The 20,393-nt window shown below is 32.5% G+C and carries 19 protein-coding genes and 1 tRNA gene; 19 read left to right on the plus strand and 1 reads right to left on the minus strand.

Translation table 11 applies throughout. From position 1 onward, the window contains the following. From flgK to XJ44_RS02740, 8 genes are read left to right on the plus strand one after another with little or no spacing between them, the layout of a single operon-like run. Positions 1-2,541 (plus strand): flagellar hook-associated protein FlgK, encoded by a 2,541-nt coding sequence (gene flgK, locus XJ44_RS02705; protein ID WP_077197979.1) that lies wholly within the window; start codon positions 1-3, stop codon positions 2,539-2,541. Positions 2,542-2,553: 12 nt separating this feature from the next. Further along, positions 2,554-3,438, plus strand: coding sequence for a flagellar hook-associated protein FlgL (flgL, locus tag XJ44_RS02710; RefSeq protein ID WP_077197980.1), 885 nt, complete (start codon positions 2,554-2,556; stop codon positions 3,436-3,438). Next, positions 3,435-4,088 carry a tRNA1(Val) (adenine(37)-N6)-methyltransferase gene (locus XJ44_RS02715; protein ID WP_077197981.1) on the plus strand — a complete coding sequence of 218 codons (654 nt, stop codon included), beginning with the start codon at positions 3,435-3,437 and terminating at the stop codon, positions 4,086-4,088. Before flgL ends, XJ44_RS02715 begins: the two co-directional genes overlap by 4 nt. A 32-nt stretch (positions 4,089-4,120) precedes the next feature. Further along, positions 4,121-6,049, plus strand: coding sequence for a CHASE2 domain-containing protein (locus tag XJ44_RS02720; RefSeq protein ID WP_077197982.1), 1,929 nt, complete (start codon positions 4,121-4,123; stop codon positions 6,047-6,049). Continuing rightward, positions 6,039-6,935, plus strand: a complete 897-nt coding sequence (locus XJ44_RS02725; RefSeq protein ID WP_077197983.1) for an HD-GYP domain-containing protein — start codon at positions 6,039-6,041, stop codon at positions 6,933-6,935. The genes XJ44_RS02720 and XJ44_RS02725 overlap by 11 nt, the downstream gene beginning before the upstream one ends. Further along, entirely contained in the window at positions 6,928-7,557 is a 630-nt protein-coding gene (locus XJ44_RS02730) for a DUF3307 domain-containing protein (protein WP_075665533.1), read from the plus strand. Before XJ44_RS02725 ends, XJ44_RS02730 begins: the two co-directional genes overlap by 8 nt. After that, on the plus strand, positions 7,554-9,536 hold the full coding sequence (locus XJ44_RS02735) for a FecR family protein (protein ID WP_077197984.1): 1,983 nt from the start codon (positions 7,554-7,556) through the stop codon (positions 9,534-9,536). Before XJ44_RS02730 ends, XJ44_RS02735 begins: the two co-directional genes overlap by 4 nt. Positions 9,537-9,540: 4 nt before the next feature. Further along, entirely contained in the window at positions 9,541-10,749 is a 1,209-nt protein-coding gene (locus XJ44_RS02740; RefSeq protein ID WP_075665535.1) for an HD domain-containing phosphohydrolase, read from the plus strand. A gap of 14 nt (positions 10,750-10,763) precedes the next feature. Here the strand turns inward: XJ44_RS02740 and XJ44_RS02745 are convergent. Beyond that, a tRNA-Gln gene (locus tag XJ44_RS02745) sits at positions 10,764-10,837 on the minus strand. 58 nt (positions 10,838-10,895) lie between these two features. Between XJ44_RS02745 and sdaAB the strand changes: the two genes are divergently transcribed. From sdaAB to XJ44_RS02800, 11 genes are all read left to right on the plus strand, one after another. Then, positions 10,896-11,543 (plus strand): L-serine ammonia-lyase, iron-sulfur-dependent subunit beta, encoded by a 648-nt coding sequence (gene sdaAB, locus XJ44_RS02750; protein ID WP_075665536.1) that lies wholly within the window; start codon positions 10,896-10,898, stop codon positions 11,541-11,543. Next, positions 11,543-12,403 (plus strand): L-serine ammonia-lyase, iron-sulfur-dependent, subunit alpha, encoded by an 861-nt coding sequence (gene sdaAA, locus XJ44_RS02755; RefSeq protein WP_077197985.1) that lies wholly within the window; start codon positions 11,543-11,545, stop codon positions 12,401-12,403. Before sdaAB ends, sdaAA begins: the two co-directional genes overlap by 1 nt. A 124-nt stretch (positions 12,404-12,527) precedes the next feature. Next, on the plus strand, positions 12,528-13,298 hold the full coding sequence (locus XJ44_RS02760; protein ID WP_077197986.1) for a DUF4912 domain-containing protein: 771 nt from the start codon (positions 12,528-12,530) through the stop codon (positions 13,296-13,298). Between the two features lie 2 nt (positions 13,299-13,300). Next, the gene (locus XJ44_RS02765; RefSeq protein WP_075665539.1) at positions 13,301-14,908 is read left to right on the plus strand and encodes a glycoside hydrolase family 57 protein; all 1,608 of its coding nucleotides are present in this window, start codon (positions 13,301-13,303) and stop codon (positions 14,906-14,908) included. Positions 14,909-14,934: 26 nt separating this feature from the next. Further along, positions 14,935-15,510 (plus strand): 2-oxoacid:acceptor oxidoreductase family protein, encoded by a 576-nt coding sequence (locus tag XJ44_RS02770; RefSeq protein ID WP_077197987.1) that lies wholly within the window; start codon positions 14,935-14,937, stop codon positions 15,508-15,510. Continuing rightward, positions 15,503-15,835 carry a 4Fe-4S binding protein gene (locus XJ44_RS02775; protein WP_075665541.1) on the plus strand — a complete coding sequence of 111 codons (333 nt, stop codon included), beginning with the start codon at positions 15,503-15,505 and terminating at the stop codon, positions 15,833-15,835. Before XJ44_RS02770 ends, XJ44_RS02775 begins: the two co-directional genes overlap by 8 nt. A 13-nt stretch (positions 15,836-15,848) precedes the next feature. Beyond that, the gene (porA, locus tag XJ44_RS02780; protein WP_077287186.1) at positions 15,849-17,027 is read left to right on the plus strand and encodes a pyruvate synthase subunit PorA; all 1,179 of its coding nucleotides are present in this window, start codon (positions 15,849-15,851) and stop codon (positions 17,025-17,027) included. Between the two features lie 13 nt (positions 17,028-17,040). After that, on the plus strand, positions 17,041-18,018 hold the full coding sequence (locus XJ44_RS02785) for a thiamine pyrophosphate-dependent enzyme (RefSeq protein WP_077197988.1): 978 nt from the start codon (positions 17,041-17,043) through the stop codon (positions 18,016-18,018). Positions 18,019-18,099: 81 nt separating this feature from the next. Then, complete coding sequence (locus tag XJ44_RS02790; RefSeq protein WP_075665543.1) at positions 18,100-18,939, plus strand: SDH family Clp fold serine proteinase; 840 nt, start codon at positions 18,100-18,102, stop codon at positions 18,937-18,939. A gap of 4 nt (positions 18,940-18,943) precedes the next feature. Next, complete coding sequence (locus tag XJ44_RS02795; protein WP_075665544.1) at positions 18,944-19,861, plus strand: glycosyltransferase family 4 protein; 918 nt, start codon at positions 18,944-18,946, stop codon at positions 19,859-19,861. A 1-nt stretch (position 19,862) separates the two neighbouring features. Beyond that, positions 19,863-20,360, plus strand: coding sequence for a VanZ family protein (locus XJ44_RS02800; protein ID WP_075665545.1), 498 nt, complete (start codon positions 19,863-19,865; stop codon positions 20,358-20,360). The last annotated feature ends 33 nt before the right edge of the window (positions 20,361-20,393 follow it).

The following is a 20,393-nucleotide window of genomic DNA, read 5'->3' on the forward strand; positions in this document are numbered from 1 at the left end:
ATGCCAGATATTAGCCTTTTCGGTGCTTTAAATACAGGACTTTTGGGTATTTATACAAGCAAACTTGCAATGAATGTTGTATCACATAATATAGCAAATGCAAATACACCTGGATTTTCAAGACAGGTACCTATTATTCGTACAATGCCACCCATTCCCGCAACTACTTTAACACAACCGTCTATACCATTACAGATCGGAACAGGCTCAAAAGTAAAAGACATCCAAAGGATTAGGGATAAATTTTTGGATATTCAATATAGACAGGTAAATAACAAATACAACTATTGGGACTCGATAACTTCAAATTTACATTTTGTCGAACAACTCTTTGCAGAACCAGGTGATTCTGGAATAAGATATTTATTTGATTCAATGTGGTCAGGTATGGAGGAAATAATAACTGATCCAACTAATAGTGCTGCGAAACGGGAACTTGTAAGTAGAGCTGAAGAATTTGTCAAAAACATAAAAGATTTATACTTACGATTAGAACAACTCAGAGAAGACTTAGACTTTGAAATTACCCAAAGAGTTGATCAAATAAATTCTATGGTAGAAAGACTTGCCGATATAAATTCAAAAGTACGTCTATCAATGGCACTAAAATCCACTCCCAATGACCTGTTGGACGAAAGAGATAGGATATTAGATGACCTTTCAAAGCTTGCAGATATTTACTACACAGAAGATGCCTCAGGACAAATCACGTTGAGGATAGGAGATCAAATAGTCCTTACGGGAAGTGATATCAATAAATTAAGAGCACTTGAAAGGCCATATGGAAAGGGTTTTAAAGAAATATTTGTAAGAAATTCAAAAGTTGATATACACGATGGAAGTCTAAAAGCAGCTATAGATTTGAGGGATAAAACGATAGTAAAGTACATGAACAGATTAGATGAATTTGTACTATATCTAACCGACAAATTCAATCTAATCCATAGAGATGGGTTCAACAAAGACGGTAGTGTAACTGGTCTAGACTTTTTCTCACAAATAGAAACAGATAACATTGAAAATTCCGTTTTATTTAGATTAGCTGGTACCAAGAGAGTTGAAGGTGGACCAATAAAATATATTTCAGGTATGTCAAATAGAAATAATGTAAGTGATATAACCACAAAACAATTCATTGATCAAGGTTCCATAGTATTTTTTGACGGTTTTACAAATGTTAGTGCTATATCTGTAAATGCCGGAGACACAATCCAAGACTTTATAAATTCCGTTTCTGCTTCTGGACTTTGGTTTTCATTTGAAACTGCAATGCACAACAGTGCAACATATTTACTCAGAATGGTTGGAAGCACAAATCTAAAAGATACTTTGGCACTAGATTTTAACGGAAATATGTTCAATACAATGGGATTTGACACAAAAGATGTCAATATATTCGTAATAAATCAATCTGATTTTAACGTTGAAAATGGTAATTACAAAATAAATATCAACGGTATCGAAGCCAACTTAAACATTACTTCAGGTTACACATTAAATGACCTTGCAAATGATTTAAACACAAACTTTTCCACCGAAATAAAGGCCTTTGTACACAACAATAAACTTTTAATACTTCCAACTAAAAACAATGAATTTAACCTAAATAGAATAGATTTGCAAGACCCCGATGGACTGTTCACACAGGCAAATATTCACATTGAAACGTACAAGGCATTGGACACAAGTAAAGAAACACTTGATAACATATTAGACAGAACAGATCCATTTAAAATAACTATAGGAGCAACTGAAATAGAAATTGATCCAACACAACTAACTCTAAAAGACTTTGTGAAAAAACTAAATGAATCGGGAACAGGAATTCTCTTTGATATAACACCACACAACAAGGTAGTAATTAGGGGTACAAGATCAATGAACTTTAAAATAGACAAAACTATTAAAGGACCAGAAGAATTATTTGTAAAATTGGGATTTATAGATCCAGATAGCGATCCTACAAATGATTGGAACGAAAAATATATATTTCTAAATCCTTTCGATGCTCCAAAAACACTTAGAGAGAAGTTTTCAAAGGCAGACACACTCTTTGTGGACAAAATAATAACAAATGAACCTTTTAGATTTGTGGAAAAACTAAAAGTGAATACAACTGTTTCTTCCAACCCTGAAACTATAGCCGTTGACTTTGGAATCATAGAAGATAATACAAATTGGGACGCAAAAGTATTCAATCCAACAGGTCAGGCAAATACCAAAATAATGGAAATGCTTTCTTCAATGAGATTTGAAAAAATACTAAACGATGGTCGAGAGAGTTTTGCAGAATATCTTGGGGGTATAGTTGCCGAAATGGGTGTGGAAGGTGAGACTGCAATGAAAATGAAAAACAATACAGATATAGTAATGAAAGACATAAGCAATGAACGTGAAAGGGTAAAAGGTGTCTCATTAGATGAAGAAATGGCAAATATGATTAAGTTTCAACATGCTTTTAACGCATCTGCTCGTGTTATGACAGCAGTAGATGAAATGATAGGTAGAGTGATTGACAGACTCGGTGTTGTAGGAAGATAGGAGGGGATTTAGATGAGAATAACAAATGGAATGATAAACGAAAGAACATTGTTTAATATACAAAAGAGTTTGTATAGAATTAGCAAATTACACGATAAATTATCATCTGGTAAAGAGGTATCATATCCAAGTGACGATGCAGTAGTTGCTACACGCTCTTCAAACATATCAAGTAGATTAAGAGAATTAAAGCAATTCAAAAGAAACGTTGAACACACTCAAAATTTTGTCAATATATATGATTCCACCATCCAAGAATTGACAAATGTCTACCATAGAATAAAAGAATTAATTGTAAGGGGTGCAAATGGAGTTAACGATGTAGCCGAAAGAGAGTCAATAGCAGAAGAATTAAAAGAGCTAAAAAACCATTTAGAAGATATAGCAAATACTCAATTGGGAGGAGAATACATATTTGGTGGTGCAAGATCAGATTTAAAACCCGTGGAAAATGGAAAGATCCAAACACCACCAGAGGCAAATGTTAAAAGAAAAGTAAACGCACTTGGATTTACCATTGAATACGGTATCACAGTATACGATGTTTTTAAGCTTGATACGGGAAAAGATGCATTTACCGTAATCGATGACGCAATAAATGCTTTAAAAGAGGGAAATTCAAAAAAACTTTCAAATATAACACTCAAAGAAGTAAATAAACTGGAAACATCAACAATGGATGTATTTGCACAGATAGGTGCAAACACAAGAACATTAGAATTAATAAGTACAAGGATAACGGATATCGATACATTCATGACAGAGTATCTCTCAAAAGAACAAGATGCAGATTTAACAAAGGTACTAACTGATCTTTCTATGCAACAATCTGTGCTGCAAGCCGCCTTAAAATCTGCAGCACAAGTATTACAAAAAACTTTGGTTGATTTTGTATGATAAAATTGCCACCATTTGACAAAAATTTTGGGAAAGAAATAAAAACAATAGATATAGAAGGTCATAAACCGACGCACGCGTCGGTTTTGTTGCTTTGGTATTCAAAACCTACAAAAAATGTTAAAAAAGTATGTGAACTTGGCTCTGGAACGGGTTTTGTCTCATTTGGATTAGAAAAATACTACAAATTAGAGGTATTGGGGCTAGAAATATTAAAAGAACTCTACGATAATGCATTAAAGGCTATTTACATAAACAAAGCGAAAAAAGTAAATTTTATGCATATTGATGTAAAAGATGTAAAAAAACACCTAAAAGCGGAATCATTCGACATGGTGGTGTTTAATCCCCCATTTCACTTTTCCTCCACATCAAATAAAATTATCAGGGAAAAATCCAGAAAAGGATCCCTAAGTATCCTTCAAGACTTTGTTGTTTCTGCTTCCTTTTTGTTAAAAAACAAAGGGCTATTTGTAACAGTTATTTCTCCATATGTTCTCCCTGTATTTATGAATCTCCTCACATCAAATAAATTAACACCTCAGCAAATGTGCATCGCATATGGGAAAAAAGCAGAATTAGTTTTAATACGTGGAAGAAAAAACGGTGGCAATCATCTTGAAATCGATCCACCTGTATTTTTGTATTAATTTTGTGATAAAATATATTTGAGGTTGAGACTATGAAAATCCTTACAATTTTATCGATTTTTTTGATTGTTTTTTACATATTTACGGTTATATTTTTCCCATTTATAGAATTTTTTGAATTAAAAATAATGGATTTATTTTATAGAACACGGGGTACAATAAAGATAAATCCAGATATCGTTATTGTAGGTATTGATGAATATTCCCTTACATCTCTTGAAGCGCAAAATGATGTATGGCCATGGTCTCGTTATCACTACGGCAAAGTAATTAAAAACATATTTAAAGCAGGTGCCAAGGTGGTTCTTTTTGATATATCCTTTACAGAAGAAGACGAAGTAAACCCAAAATATGACAACTATCTTGCAAGTATACTTTCGGTATATAGGAATGTAGTCCTGGGGAGTTACTTAATTAATGAAAAAGACACCTATAAAAAATACAACGAAGAAATCAAAAAAAAGCTTGAAAAAAATATAACTTACCTTAACTATACTTACAAAATGAAAAATTTCAAAAACCTTGACTACTTAACTCCCATTCAAATATATAAAGTAAGACCACCTATATTAAAATTCTCATCTCTTGTTCCATCCGCTACCTATGAGATAGGAGAAATAGATATAGACGGTGTTGTACGTAGTATTCCTTTATTTTTCAAAGAAAATTGGTCAATGGAAAGAGGACTATCCTCCGGGTTTCTTCCACATATGGATGTTCTAGCAGTTGGTCTTTACAAAAACTCAAATCTGAAAAACTTGATAGTTGACTTTAAAGAAAGAAAGGTAGAATTAAATAACCTAACCATTCCATTTGACTCAAATGGACTTTTTAGATTATTCTACTATGGTGATAAAATATTCCCTGAAATACCGTTTTACGATGTAGAAACGGGAAAGTTTGATCCAAAACTTTTTAAAGATAAGATAGTTATAATTGGTTATACCGCAACGGCTAAAGGTCTATACGATCTTAGAATAACACCTTTTTCAAACAACACACCTGGAGTATTCATTCATGCAACTGCAATACAAAATATGATTAATAAAGATACTTTAAATAGAATACCTATTTGGGGAAAGTTAGTTATTCTTATTTTTACACTAATATTTGTCTTATTATTCTCAAGATCTAAAAATATAAAGATAAATTTAATTTCATTCCTTTCAATCCCATTAATATTAATAATTTCCTACGTCTTTTTTCTCAACAAAATATACATAGATTGTTTTTATCCCATTGTTTCAAGCTTAATAATTTCAACCACAAGCATATCCAAAAACCTTATAAAGGAAAACAGGGAAAAGAAAAAAATGAAGGAGTATCTATACAGATATGTTCCAGACAGTGTTGCAGATTTTTTGGTAAAAAAAGGTAAAATAGAATTAGGAGGAGAAGAAAAAAATATAGTCGTACTTTTCTCAGATATAAAGGGATTCACTGCTTTATCAGAGAAATTGGAAGCATCAAAACTTGTCGAAATATTAAATAATTATCTTACCAAAATGAGTAATATAATTAGAAATAAATACCAAGGTACTATAGATAAATTTGTTGGTGATGCAATAATGGCTATATTTGGAGCACCTGTAGAATACGGGAATGAAGTAGAACGTGCTTTAAAATGCGCCCTTGACATGAGAAAAGAACTTGAAGCGTTTAACAAAGAATACAACCTTAATCTTGATAGTGGTATAGGTATCCATATAGGTCCTGCAATCGTGGGAAATATTGGTGCACCATTTAGAATGGATTACACTTCAATTGGAGATACGGTAAACACTTGTTCAAGGATAGAACACCTTACACGCGATGTCCCCGCTGGTATAATTGTTTCTGAAGATATATACAACCTTTCAAAAGAAAAGTTTGAATTTAAATATATAGGCCAATTTAAAGTAAAGGGAAAAAGTCTTCTGTTAAAAATATATGAGTTAAAGGGTGAAAAACATGAAACTTAAAAACATTTCTATAGATAACAAAGGTGAAAAAGGAAAAAAATTGCTTTTAAGGTTAAATATAAAAAAACATACAGTGGAATTTTACGAATCCATAGATATTGATGCTATTTACTTACTTTCAAATTATTTTGAAATTTTTGATCCAGAATTTATAACTCCAGTACTTCCAAAATTGCTAAATTCCAATAACTTAGATGAATCTTTAAAAATTCTTAAAGATTTTTGGCATCTTAAAGAATTAAAATTAACAGACAAGGTAAAGGAAATAAAGTTTGAAAACAACATATTTGAATATCCGCTTAAAAGTAAGGCCTCAGGGGAACTTGGTACATTGATATTTTATAGTGTAACTCCAGAATTTGTACTCAACTTCCTTTCAATATCAGATTCTATTACTTCAATACTCGAAGGATTAATAATCCAAAAAAGAATGTCCATTATTCTATCAGACACCATAGATGCTTTATCGGAAGCCCTAGCCAAAAGAAGAAACAAAAATCAAGAAAAAAATAAAAAAATAGAAAAAAATATAATCTCACTAGGAAAAAAATTTGGATTCAATATGGATTTGTTAAAACTTTGTGCAAAAATATACGACATAGGTATGATTGGCATACCGGATCAACAAGAAGATAGTGGAGAAAAACACGTAAAATACGGTTATGAAATATTAAGCAAAATAGAAGATATTCCAAAAGAATTGCTAGATGCAGTACTATTTCATCACGAAAAACTTGACGGAAGTGGTCCTTTAAAGGTGAAAGATGTACCGTTAATAGCACAGATTATCGGGATTGTAATTGAAGTCTTTGAAAATAATGTGCCAATTGAAAGTTTATCTGGAAAATATGATCCACGACTTTTAAAGGAGCTAAAACATGGATAAATTTATTCATTTGTTCCTTGGGCACTTATTTGGAGATTACGTTTTTCAAAACAAATGGATTGCAACTAAAAAGCCTAGAGAATTTAAAGTATTACTCATCCATATTTTAATCATCTTTTTAAGCCAAACATTTTTCTATCTTGGAAAAAATTTCAATTTAAAATCACTTTACTTGATAGGTATTCTATCTGTTATACATTTTTTTATAGACTTTATAAAATTTGTAAATAACAAAAAAAAGTTTTTCAGCTCACACAAATATTATTTGATAGATCAAATGATGCACATTCTATCGATTATAACAATCGCATTTTTTATACCATCCACTAGCTTTTTTATTCCAAAAAACATATCGGTAATCTTAAGTTCTTCTGTATTTAATGCCTATCTTCTAGGAATCTATTCTTTCTTCCTCAAAAATGATACCGCATACAAAAGAGATATTGAAGGTTATATAGTTAGAGGATTTTGTCCTGTAGTATATCTTTTTGGGCCTGTTTATTATTCTATATACACTCTAATTACAGGAGTGTATTCAATATACTTTCTAAAAAAACATCAAGTAATTTCATGGGCATTGTCAATAACCCTGACAATAGTATTTATGGAGGTGATGTTATGAAAAAAATAATTTTTCTATTACTATTTTTTTCCTCTCTTATGTTCTCAAAGCTAATCGTAATCCCAGATGCAACCCAAGTTTATACAGGTGGAGAAGTTGGGATAAAGATTTCTTCAGATGAAAAGGTATTTGTCGATTTTAATCTAGGAGGTTTTGACGATCCTGATATTATCTTCGATGGTACAGATAAAGATTACGTAAAATACATTGCTCCATTAGTTGAAGGAAGCGACACAATAATTTTTAAAACTTCAAAGGAAACTGCAACTCTAACAATATATTTTGTAGAAAAAAGAGAAGATTTAAAAACGGCTGTAGCAAAAGTCAGTAATTTTTCGGGAAATGTTGCAATAAAAAAGAAAGATATATGGGAAGCTATCACAAACAACACAATTATTGAAGAAGGCGATGAAATACTTACAATGGAAAATTCTTTTGTTGAAATATCTTTCCCAGACGGAAGCATTTCAAGAATACTTGAAAATTCTCAAGTTTTAGTGGAAAAACTACGATATGATGGTAAAGTAGATATTGTCCTAAACCTAAAAAAAGGAGAAAATTACAACATAATCCAAAAGTTTCTAACTTCTGGCTCAAACTTTAAGGTTAAAACATCCAGCGTTACAGCAGGTGTAAGAGGTACAAAATTTGCAGTAATTAATAAAGATGGAAAGATTAATATTACTACATTTGAAGGGACTGTGTTTGCATATTTTAAAAACGGAAAAATACTCCCCGTAAAAAGTGGATTCTCTGTTTCTTCATTCGCAAAACCTACAAAAAATACCATACCTGAAAGTGAATTTGAACCAAAAAAAGAAACTATTGAAAAACCAAAAGGTAAAGCAGAAAGCATCACCGAAAATGCGGAAATACCACCAATCTCAATTGAACCTGTGAATAAGAATAAAACAAATTATATGGTTTATTCTATTGCACCAGAATTTAACATTGGTTCTGTAACCCTTGGAATAGGTTTTACCGCATATTCCACAGAAGTAGGGGGAAATCTATATTATGGACTCCCATCTTCAAACCCAAGTACCAATATAATAAACGCATTTACATTGAATTCCGTTGCTTTTTCTTTGTTTGGAGCAAAATTTAGATATGGAAACATGATCCCAATTTCACTTGCAATGGGATTTACCACAAGAGATTTCTACAACTTCAGCGCAAAAACTTTTGATTTTGCGTACGAAAATGAAACAATGTATTTATTTATACACCTTCCATATGAACTTTCAAAGATTTATCCCATTGAATTTACAAATTCTGATTCAATCTTTATGGGAGAATTTGCCATAAAATTTGATCTTCCATTTATCGGCAAATCAAAACTAGGTATATCCACCGTATACGATAAAGATGCAAGTCCCATGTATGTTGAAAACAATTCCACTCCTATAACCTTGGCATACTCTTTCTTTGCCAAAAAAACACTAATCGATAACATAGACTTAGGTGTTGAACTTTCAATGGAAAAAGGAGAAAAAAGTACATATGGTGCGTTTGCGGGAATATACGGAAAACTAAGTTTGTTAAATATTACAGGAGGTTTCTATTATCATTTTAAAGACTTTATCCCGTACTACTTTAACCGAAATTATGCAAAATTAAAGTATAATAATAAACTTCCCGCTATGAATTCAAATGCGGCCTTTGGATATCTTTTTGGATTTGATTTCGATTCAAATTACGCTACAGGAAGATTCTATCTATACGGATTTGATCCAAAACTTGAGGGCGAGGGAAGGATAATAGTTCCTGCAATAGGTAAATTCAGTGGTCTATTTATATCAGCTTACTACTATGATCCCACACCATTTATCGATGGATTGTTAAGTAATGACACAAATTCATATATAAAAATAACATATCCATTAATTGGAGAGTCTTTTACCGGTGGAATACTATTTGAATGGAATGGCACCGAATGGGTTGAAAATGTAATCTTTGGAACTGAAATTGGGAGGTGATTACTTGTATGCACCATATTGGATAATAGGAATTGAATATAAAGATAGGTTTGTTGGTAAAAAAAGTAGATATACATATAAAATAAACAATATAGTATTCCATCTTTTGGGAAAAGATTTTAACGCAAGCGTTTTAAAGATATTATCTAACGAAGAAATAGAAAATATCAAAGTTTTAGACGATTTTGATAGAATACCATACATTGCTGCTAATTTAAATAGCAGTATAAGACTTTCTACGTTACTTAGAAATATCCAAGAAAAAATCTGCAATCTAATAGATGCAGAAGCAGCATCTGTATTACTTTACAAAGAAGATCACCTTGAATTTCTTTCCACTGTAGGAAAAGCAAGTGGAAAAATAGAAAGTATCCCCGTACCTATGGAATCAATAGCAGGTACTATATTTTTAAAAGAAAAAACGTTAGTATTTAACGATATTACTAAAGCTCCACACTTTAAAGGGGTAGATAAAGCGTCAAAATTCAAAACAGAGAATATAGTAGGAGCCCCCATATATTCTGGGGATAAAAAGGTCGGAGTGCTTGAGATATTAAATAAAAAAGATGGATTCTCGCAAAAAGACGCGGAAATCATAGAAAAATTTGCAAAGTTAATAGGAAAAAAACTGCTCAGTACATGGGAACTTGAAAAAATGAGTAATCTATTTAAAAGTATCATTCTATCATTTGTGACAATGATAGATAAAAGAGATAAATATACTCACACACATTCAAATAACGTTGCAAAAATTTCAAGATTAATAGGAGAAAAAATGGGGTTATCAGAAAACATCCTTGAACAACTCGAATATTCAGCAATTCTTCATGATGTTGGGAAAATAGGAATCCCCGATTCTATATTATTAAAGCAAGGAAATCTAACAGATGAAGAATATAAAATAATACAATCCCATACAATTATTGGAGCAGAAATTTTATCTAAAATCAGGTACACAAATAAAGATATAATTTCTGGTGCCCTTGAACATCACGAAAGATTGGATGGTTCAGGTTATCCTTGTGGAAAAAAAGATATAAGCTTATTTGGAAGAATTATAGCAATTGTAGATGTATACGATGCACTCACTGCCAAAAGACCGTATAAGGAGCCGTGGCCCAAAGAAAAAGTTATATCCATATTAAAAAAAGACAGTGAAAAAGGGAAATTTGACAAAAAAATTGTTAAAATACTAGAAGAAATAGCCCCTTAATAGGGGCTATTTTTTGGCTGGGAGGGGTGGATTCGAACCACCATTGGCGGATCCAGAGTCCGCAGTCCTGCCGTTAGACGACCTCCCAAAACCTATTTTATTTTATCATATTTAATGATAAAATCAAGATAAAAGGAGGGGAAATAATGAGCATTCTAAAAGTTCTAGGCCCCGTTATGGTTGGCCCATCAAGTTCCCATACATTAGGAGCACTAAAAATTGCAAGATTTACTTACAAATTGTTAAACGGAATCCCAGAAGAAGTCACATTTATACTACACGGTTCATTTTCAAAAACTCACAAAGGCCATGGCACCGACAGAGCTTTACTTGCTGGTATTATGGGATTTAAACAAGATGATCCACGAATAAAACATGCATTTGAAATTGCAAATGAAAAAAAATTAAAATATTCTTTTGCAATCGAAGACCTTGGAGATGTCCATCCAAATACCGTTAAAATAAAATGTCTAAAAGACAATATATTACATGAAATTGAAGGTTCTTCAATAGGTGGTGGAGACATAAAAATTACAAGTATAGATTCTGTTCCATGTAACCTTTCTTGGGATTTTGATACATTAATTATTGTAAATAAAGATGTGCCTAAAGCTCTGGAAAAAATTTTGGATACGATTAAAGTTAATGTCGCAAATCTTTATCTTAGAAGAATCAACGCACTCCTTGAAAGGGCATTGACAATTATTGAGTTAGATGAACCTATTAACAATATAAACGAAATAAAAGCACTTTCTTGGGTATACGAATGCTACTTTGTTAGGAGGGACGATTAATGAATACTTGGAATGAAATACTTGAAATGTCAAAAACTATGCCACTTCCAGACGTAATTTTAACTATCGAGATGCTAGAATATGGTACTGATCCACAAGAAACAAAAGAAAAAATAGGAAAAATTTTAAATGTAATTTTAGAGGAATCAAAGGAACAATTTGGGAAAAAACAAAAAACTTTAACGGGATTAACAGGAGACAATGCATATAAATTCAAAAATTACTCACCAAAGTTAATGGGAAAATTTAACTATATTGCCACAATAACAGCACTTTCTATATCTGAGAGTAATGCCTCTATGGGAAGAATCGCAGCATGCCCCACTGCTGGGGCTTCTGGAATTATCCCAGGAGTATTCTATGCTCTACACTTAACTTTTAAACCAGATTTTGAAAAATTACTTAACGCATTTATTGTAGCGGGCGGAATAGGAAACGTAATAGCTAGAAAAGCTACACTTTCTGGAGCGGCAGGCGGTTGCCAAGCGGAAATTGGAAGTGCAGCCGCAATGGCAGCAGGCGGTCTTTCCTATTTTTTCTCCGAAGATGAAAAAATAACCGGTAACGCAGCTGCATTAGCACTTAAATCATTAATGGGATTAGTCTGCGATCCAGTAGGAGGTTTCGTTGAAGTCCCTTGCGTAAAAAGAAATGGAAATATAGTAAACCTTGCAATTTCAAGCGCAGAATTAGCACTAAGCGGTATCAAAAGCGTTATACCTCTTGATGAAGTCGTCGAAGCAATGTACAAAGTTGGAAAAAGCCTTCCAGAAACACTCCGTGAAACAGGCGAAGGGGGAATCGCTGCAACAAAAACAGCAGCCACTTTATTGGAAAATATCTTCAAAAAATTTCATTAACAGTATTTATTTATAAATATTATATTTTTCCACAATCTTACAACAATTTACAACATATATTTTATATGTTAAAATTTTATATGATAAAAATTCAACAAATATTAAGAAAAAAAGGGGGGGTAGTATGAATGATACTAATTTAGAAAAATTAAAAAATTGGTTAAGAGAAGAAAGAACTATTCAAGAATTAAAAGCAACAGCTAAAAAATTGGGGTTAAAGGTAAAAAGAATGATGAAAAAAAAGGAAGTTACAAAACTTATTGAAAACTATATAATCCAAAATGAAAAGATTAAAACATTTGAAAGACCTTCCTCAGCAACCTCTGCAACACTCCAAGAAAAAAAAGAAACACAAGAACCAGAAATAGACCTTCCAAAGTCATACAATAAAAACAGACTTGTGTTAATGCCTGTAAACCCAAACTGGATCCATGCATATTGGGATTTTAACTACGAAACACTTGAAAATATTAAGAAACTTCCTAAAGAATACAAATTAGTTCTCAGAGTATACGATGTGACATTTATAGAATTTAACGGAAAAAATGCACACAGAACCTTTGAAATTAGACTTAATATAGATATGAGAAATTACTATATAAACGTTCCCATGCCTAATGCAGATTATCTTTCAGAGATAGGTTATATTACACCAGATGGTAGTTTTTACCCATTAATACGTTCCAACGTTTGTAAAACTCCACCAAATTCACCAAGTAATAGTACAAGAGAAAGGTGGCTAGACATAAGAAAGAAAAGAAAAATTGTTACTCCTTCCGAAGGTATATTGGTAAAAGAAGTGGAAACAATCCCTGGTTCTCTTTTTAAAAGTGAAAGTAAAAATGAATTGGTTTGGGAATTATTTAGTAGATTAAGAAGCGGAAGGGGGATGTAATTATGCCTAAAGGAAATATTGTATTAGTATTACACGCACACCTTCCATTTATTCATCACCCAGATCATGATTTTTTTCTTGAAGAAAATTGGCTCTTTGAAGCAATAACCGAAACATATATTCCGCTTTTAAGAATGTTTAGAAGGTTAGAAAAGGATAATATAAAATTTAATATTACAATGTCCATAACCCCACCTTTAATGGAAATGCTTGCCAATAAAGATTTACAAGAAAAGTACATAAAGAGAATGAACAAATTAATAGAACTTGCAGAAAAAGAAGTGGAAAGAACAAAAGACGAACACCCAAAAAAACACAAGATGGCAAAATTTTACTTAAATGATTTTAAGGAAATTCTTTACATATTTAAAGACGTATATAATGGTAACATTTTAAACGGTTTTAAAGAATTTTTAGAAAAAGATAGATTAGATATTATTACCTGTAATGCTACCCATGGTTTTTTACCATTTATGGAACAATATCCACAAGCTATAAGGGCCCAATTGGAACAATCTATAAAAACATATGAGAGACATCTTGGAAAACGTCCCAGGGGAATTTGGCTTGCCGAATCTGCGTACTTTTCAGGACTTGATAAATACCTTGCAGAATACGGCATAGAATATTTCTTTGTAGATTCTCATGGTTTTTGGTATGCCGATGAAAGACCAAAATATGGAGTGTATAGACCAGTAATTACTCCAAATAACGTATTTGTATTTGCAAGAGATCCAGAAAGCAGTGAACAAGTTTGGAGTGCAGAAATAGGTTATCCAGGAGATGGAAGATATAGGGAATTTTACAGAGATATAGGTTTTGATAGAGAGTTTGAATATATAAAATCATACATTGATCCAAGTGGTGTAAGAACAAATACTGGAATCAAATATCACAAAATAACAAGCAAAGATATTCAATTAAACCAAAAAGACTTTTACGATATTGATGAAGCAAAAGATGCGGCAAAAGGACACGCACTTGATTTTCTAAGAAAAAAAGAGTATCAATCTTCCAAACTTTTAAATTTGTTTAATGGTTTAGAACCTATAATAGTCGCACCATTTGATGCGGAACTATTTGGGCACTGGTGGTTTGAGGGTCCCATCTTTCTTGAAGAATTTATGAGATACTCATCTAAAAGTAAAACCATTAGGACACTAAAAGCAAAAGATGTTGTAGATATGATAGAAAAGATACAGATTGTTACACCAGCTACATCAACTTGGGGTGCTAATGGATATAACGAAGTATGGTTAAATGGAACAAATGATTGGATTTATCCCCATTTACACGAAGCAATTGAAAAAATGACAGAAGCCGCAAATCTTTATCCAAACCCGGAAAAAAATTCAAGAAAGATAAACCTAGCTTTAAATCAAATGGCAAGAGAATTAATGCTTGCACAATCAAGTGATTGGGCCTTTATTATGACTACACGAACAAGTGTAGAATACGCTGTTAACAGAACAAAAACACATTTGAAACGTTTTCTAGATTTGTATAACATGGTTATTAGTGGTAAAATAGATATGAGAAGACTTTCACATTACAGTTGGCTTGATGATATTTTTCCGGACATTGATTACACTATGTATTTAAAGGTTTAAAAATCTTTTTGTGAGGAGGGATAAAAGTGCCCGCAAAGTATTTTGAAATAAGATGGCACGCAAGAGCCGGTCAAGGTGCAAAGAGTGCTTCGCAAATGCTTGCTGAAGCTGCTCTTGAAATGGGAAAATACGTTCAGTCATTCCCAGAATACGGTGCTGAAAGAACTGGTGCGCCAATGAAAGCTTTCAATCGTGTTTCAGATGATCCTATCACGGTCCACAGCTCAGTTGACAACCCAGATGTTGTTATAATCATTGACGATACTATGCTTGGACAACCTATGCTAGTAGATGGGACGGATGAAAACACGGTCTTTATTGTAAATACAGTAAAGGACATAGAATACGTAAAAGAAAAATTAGACACAAAAGGAAAAGTATGCACAATTGCCGCAACAGATATAGCACTTGAAGAATTGAAAAGAGGTATACCAAATACTGTTATGCTCGGTGCAATCGCAAAAGTTACCGGGGTTATAACTATTGAAAGTGCGGAAAAAAGAATTAGAAAAACCTTCTCCAAAAAATTCTCAGAAGAATTGGTTGAAGCAAACGTTAGGGCATTACGCCGTGGATTTGAGGAGGTGAAATGCAATGGCTGAACTCAAAGGTTGGAAAGAAATACCAATTGGTGGTGTAATAGATAAACCGGCAACAGCTAAAGAATATCAAACAGGTACCTGGAGAGTTATTAGACCTGTCCATCAACCCGAAAATTGTATACACTGTATGATGTGTTGGCTTTATTGTCCTGATCAAGCAATAGTAATTGAGGTTGTTGACGGAAAGCCAAAAATGAAAGGTTACAATTATTACTACTGTAAAGGGTGCGGTCTTTGCGCCAATGTTTGTCCAAAGACAAATGATAAATTACCCGAAGAAAAAAGAGCTATTGTCATGAAACCTGAAACGGAATTTCAAGATTGAGGAGGTGTTTGATGTGCCAGAAGTAAAAAATAGACAAGCTGTGACTGGAGCACAAGCAGTTGCAAATGCAATGCGTCAAATAAATCCAGATGTGGTTGCAGCGTATCCTATTACTCCACAAACTCCAGTAGTTGAATATTTTGCACAATACGTAGCCGATGGGCTTGCAGATACCGAAATGATCCCCGTTGAAAGTGAACACAGTGCAATGAGTGCTGTTGTAGGTGCAGCTGCAGCAGGTGCAAGGGCTATGACAGCAACAGCAGCAAACGGTCTTGCACTAATGCACGAAATTGTATATATAGCTGCTTCATCTAGATTACCAATAGTAATGCCAGTTGCAAATAGGGCACTTTCTGGACCAATTAATATCCACTGTGATCACAGTGATGCTATGGCAGAAAGAGATTCTGGTTGGATTCAACTTTGGGCAGAAAATGCTCAAGAAGCATATGATTTTACAATAATGGCAATAAGACTTGCAGAACATGAAGATATAAGATTACCGGTAATGGTCAATTTCGATGGTTTTATTATTTCTCACGGCGTTGAAGTTGTTGATTTTCTAGATGACGAAGTAGTTAAAAAATTTGTTGGAGAACCAAAAGTAAAATATCCATTGCTTGATGTAGATAATCCTGTAACACATGGTCCATTAGATTTGTACGACTACTACTTTGAACACAAAAGACAACAAATCGAAGCAATGAAACACGTATACAAGGTGTTTAATAAAGTTGCTGAAGAATTTGCAAAAATTTCTGGAAGAAAATACAATATTTTGGATGCATATAAAGTAGAAGATGCAGAATACGTCATGATAGCACTTGGTTCTACTGCAGGAACAATTAAATATACTGTAGATTTATTAAGAGAAGAAGGTCATAAAGTAGGAGTAATTAAACCCCAAATATTTAGACCTTTCCCAAAAACAGAACTCCAAGGATTGTTAAACGGAAGAAAAGCAGTAATTGTACTTGATAGATCCGCTTCTTTTGGTGCAGAAGCACCTTTATACGAAGCAGTTAAAAGCTCTCTTTACGAATTAGCCGTTAAACCTCAATTGGGAAGTTATGTTTACGGACTTGGTGGTAGAGATATTAAGATAGAACACATTAGAAAGGCATTTGAAGATGCATTTGCTGGGAATTTAATTGCAGACGAAGAAAGATATCTAGGACTCAGAGAATGAGGAGGTGTAATGAATGGCTTTAAATATAATGCAACTTGCTGTAAAATTTGCAGATAAAAATCCAGGTATTACCCAAGGTCATAGGCTCTGTCCAGGTTGTGCTGCTCCAAATGTTGCGAAATTTGCTTTAATGACAGCAGAAGCATTGGGATATACCCCAGTAGTTGGATTTGCAACTGGATGTATGGAAGTTTCCACAACAATTTATCCTTATACTGCATGGAATATACCATATATACACAATGCATTTGAAAACGCTGCAGCAACTGTAAGTGGTGTCGAAACAGCATATAGGGCTTTGCTAAAAAGGGGAAGACTAGTTGATCCAAATAAAAAATATGCATTTTTCGCTTTTGGTGGAGACGGCGGAACATACGATATAGGACTCCAATCTCTCTCTGGTGCAGTGGAAAGAGGACACAAATTTATCTATATAGTATATGATAACGAAGGATATATGAACACAGGTAATCAAAGATCAGGGGCAACACCTCCAGGTTCACAAACTACCACTCAACCCGTAGGTAAAAAATTACCTGGTAAAATTCAACTAAAGAAAAATCTCGTTGAAATCATGGCTAGTCATGAAAATGTATACGTAGCTACAGTTTCTACATCTGAACCTATGGACTTCTTCAAAAAAATTGAAAAAGCACTTGAGTTTGATGGTCCATCATTTATTGCTGCAATGTCACCATGTGTAAGATTTTGGAGGGTAAATGACGATAAAGCTGTTGAAATATCCAAACTTGCGGTAGAAACTGGTTACTGGCCACTATATGAAGTTGAAAGAGGAGTATACAAAATCACCAAAAAGGTTAAAGAATTAAAACCCGTAAGGGAATTTTTGGAAAAACAGGGAAGATTTAGAAACTTACTTAAGAGACCAGATGCAGATGAAATTATAAATGAATTACAAGAATACATTACAAGAAGATGGGAAAGATTATTAGCACTTGAAGAAGCAACTAAGGATAAACCAATTAGATAATAATTATCTTTTAACAATCCAAGTAACCTCAAACAGGTTACTTGGATTTTTTATGATATAATCCAATAAAGGAGTGATAATATGAATGATTTATTCAACATTATTTTCCAGATTTTTTGGATGATTTTAATTCTCAGCACTCTCTCACCAGTATTTAAATCACTTTCATTAAATAACTCAAGAGAAGGGATAATTAGATTAATAGAGAAAAAAAGAAAAAGTAGAGTAATTACACTTATTCACAGGGAAGAGGCGGTAAATTTTTTTGGATTACCACTTAGAAGATATATAGACATAGAAGATTCCGAAGAAATTTTAAGGGCTATCAAAATGACACCAAAAGATATGCCAATAGATATTATCATCCATACTCCAGGCGGATTAGTTTTAGCAGCAGAACAAATAGCAAATGCCTTAAAAAAACATCAAGCAAAAGTTACTGCATTCGTACCACACTATGCCATGTCAGGTGGTACACTAATTGCTCTTTCTGCTGATGAAATAATTATGGATGAAAATGCCGTTTTAGGTCCTATTGATCCACAACTTGGCCAATATCCTGCAGCATCTATTTTATCAGTTGTAAAGAATAAAGATATCAATAAAATTGACGATCAAACCTTAATTTTAGCAGATGTTGCTGAAAAAGCGTTAAATCAAATGAAAGAATACGCAATTAATTTATTAAAGGAAAAATACCCAAACGCAGAAGAACTTGCTGATAAACTAGTAAGTGGTTATTGGACTCACGATTACCCAATAACAGTTGAAAAGGCAAAAGAATTGGGCTTAAAAATATCCACTAACATGCCAAAAGAAATATACATGTTAATGGATTTATACAAACAATCAGGAAAAAGAAGACCATCTGTAAATTACGTTCCTATTGATTACAAAGAATTAAGTAAAAAACAGAGGTGAAATTTTGGTAATTACTTTAATCTCATCATTCATTTTAACGTTAATTTCCATTCCATTTATTAGAAAAATAGCCTTTAAATATGGAATAGTCGATATTCCAGACAACAATTTAAAAAATCATGAAAAAGCAACTCCATATCTCGGTGGAATGGCCTTTGTTCTTTCTTTCATCTTAACAACTCCATTTAGTCTGTTTAGAAAACTATACGTTATTTCCCTTAGCATTTTAGGTTTATACGATGATTTAAAATCATTAAACCCTTTTTTTAGAATGTCATTTGAAATTTTTGTTGGACTACTTGTCTCTTTAAGATTTTTGACAAATCCAATTGAAATCGTAGTTGCCACTATTTTTTACGCATTTTTAGTAAATTCCATCAATATGATGGATGGAATGGATGGTATATGTGCGACAACTTCCGCAATCTCCACTTTAGGATTAATTTGGACCGTTGCCTATCCAAACGATAAATACTACCTTTTTGCATTACTTGGGACATTATCTGCCTTTCTTTTTTATAATTTTCCACCTGCAAAGATATTCATGGGAGACCTTGGAAGTTATACAATAGGTGGAATTTTAGGAATCTCAATAATTTCTTCTTTTTCCAAAAGCATTACACATACAATCGCTTCATTAATAATACTTGCTCCATTTTTTGTTGACACTTTTTCAAGTATATTTAGGAGGATTTTAAACGGAAAATCTCCTTTTTCAGGCGACAGAGGACACATATACGATAAAATATTTAAAGTAACTCAAGATAAAAGAAAAACTATATTATTAATGGCATTAATAAGTATAATATTTTGCTCATTAGGAATATATTATCTATATTCAAAGATAATTTCTCTAATTTTGACAATTATTCTCACAATAGCATTAATTTTAAGATTAAAACTTTTAACATATGAGGGATAAAATGAAAAAAAGAACTATACTAATCACGTTATTTATTTGGATCTTTGTTATATTTTATTTTTCATCACGCTCACCTGTTGAATCTTCAACTCAATCAAGTTTCGTAACAAAAATCCTAAAAAAAATTGATAGTATTATGGACTTTTCCAATACCAAAGTTTTTAGGAATATAGAAATATTTTTAAAAAAACTTTGGTTTAAAACACAATACGTTCCTGCAGAAATGCTGGTAAGAAAAACCGCACATTTTAGCTTGTATTTTATATTGGGAATAATTACATTTTTTACGTTTTATAACAAAGGAATATTAATATCAAGCATAATAGGAATTACATTTCCAAATCTTGTTGCAACACTAGACGAATATACTCAACAATATTACAAAAGAGGATCATCGCTAAATGATGTGTTAATAGATTTATCAGGAACAATAACTGGAGTAGTATTATCATTGACAATAGTGCTAATAATTAAATTAATTAAAAATAAAATACAATAAAAAAAGCAGGCGAAAGCCTGCGAAAAAAAAATA

Source organism: Thermosipho affectus (assembly GCF_001990485.1).
GTDB classification, from domain to species: Bacteria; Thermotogota; Thermotogae; order Thermotogales; family Fervidobacteriaceae; genus Thermosipho; species Thermosipho affectus.

What these genes read in the sequence shown, in the direction of transcription:
- flgK (WP_077197979.1), top strand. Translation starts at nt 1, where the DNA reads ATGCCAGATATTAGCCTTTTCGGTGCTTTAAATACAGGACTTTTGGGT.
- flgL (WP_077197980.1), top strand. Translation starts at nt 2,554, where the DNA reads ATGAGAATAACAAATGGAATGATAAACGAAAGAACATTGTTTAATATA.
- XJ44_RS02715 (WP_077197981.1), top strand. Translation starts at nt 3,435, where the DNA reads ATGATAAAATTGCCACCATTTGACAAAAATTTTGGGAAAGAAATAAAA.
- XJ44_RS02720 (WP_077197982.1), top strand. Translation starts at nt 4,121, where the DNA reads ATGAAAATCCTTACAATTTTATCGATTTTTTTGATTGTTTTTTACATA.
- XJ44_RS02725 (WP_077197983.1), top strand. Translation starts at nt 6,039, where the DNA reads ATGAAACTTAAAAACATTTCTATAGATAACAAAGGTGAAAAAGGAAAA.
- XJ44_RS02730 (WP_075665533.1), top strand. Translation starts at nt 6,928, where the DNA reads ATGGATAAATTTATTCATTTGTTCCTTGGGCACTTATTTGGAGATTAC.
- XJ44_RS02735 (WP_077197984.1), top strand. Translation starts at nt 7,554, where the DNA reads ATGAAAAAAATAATTTTTCTATTACTATTTTTTTCCTCTCTTATGTTC.
- sdaAB (WP_075665536.1), top strand. Translation starts at nt 10,896, where the DNA reads ATGAGCATTCTAAAAGTTCTAGGCCCCGTTATGGTTGGCCCATCAAGT.
- sdaAA (WP_077197985.1), top strand. Translation starts at nt 11,543, where the DNA reads ATGAATACTTGGAATGAAATACTTGAAATGTCAAAAACTATGCCACTT.
- XJ44_RS02760 (WP_077197986.1), top strand. Translation starts at nt 12,528, where the DNA reads ATGAATGATACTAATTTAGAAAAATTAAAAAATTGGTTAAGAGAAGAA.
- XJ44_RS02765 (WP_075665539.1), top strand. Translation starts at nt 13,301, where the DNA reads ATGCCTAAAGGAAATATTGTATTAGTATTACACGCACACCTTCCATTT.
- XJ44_RS02775 (WP_075665541.1), top strand. Translation starts at nt 15,503, where the DNA reads ATGGCTGAACTCAAAGGTTGGAAAGAAATACCAATTGGTGGTGTAATA.
- XJ44_RS02785 (WP_077197988.1), top strand. Translation starts at nt 17,041, where the DNA reads ATGGCTTTAAATATAATGCAACTTGCTGTAAAATTTGCAGATAAAAAT.
- XJ44_RS02790 (WP_075665543.1), top strand. Translation starts at nt 18,100, where the DNA reads ATGAATGATTTATTCAACATTATTTTCCAGATTTTTTGGATGATTTTA.
- XJ44_RS02800 (WP_075665545.1), top strand. Translation starts at nt 19,863, where the DNA reads ATGAAAAAAAGAACTATACTAATCACGTTATTTATTTGGATCTTTGTT.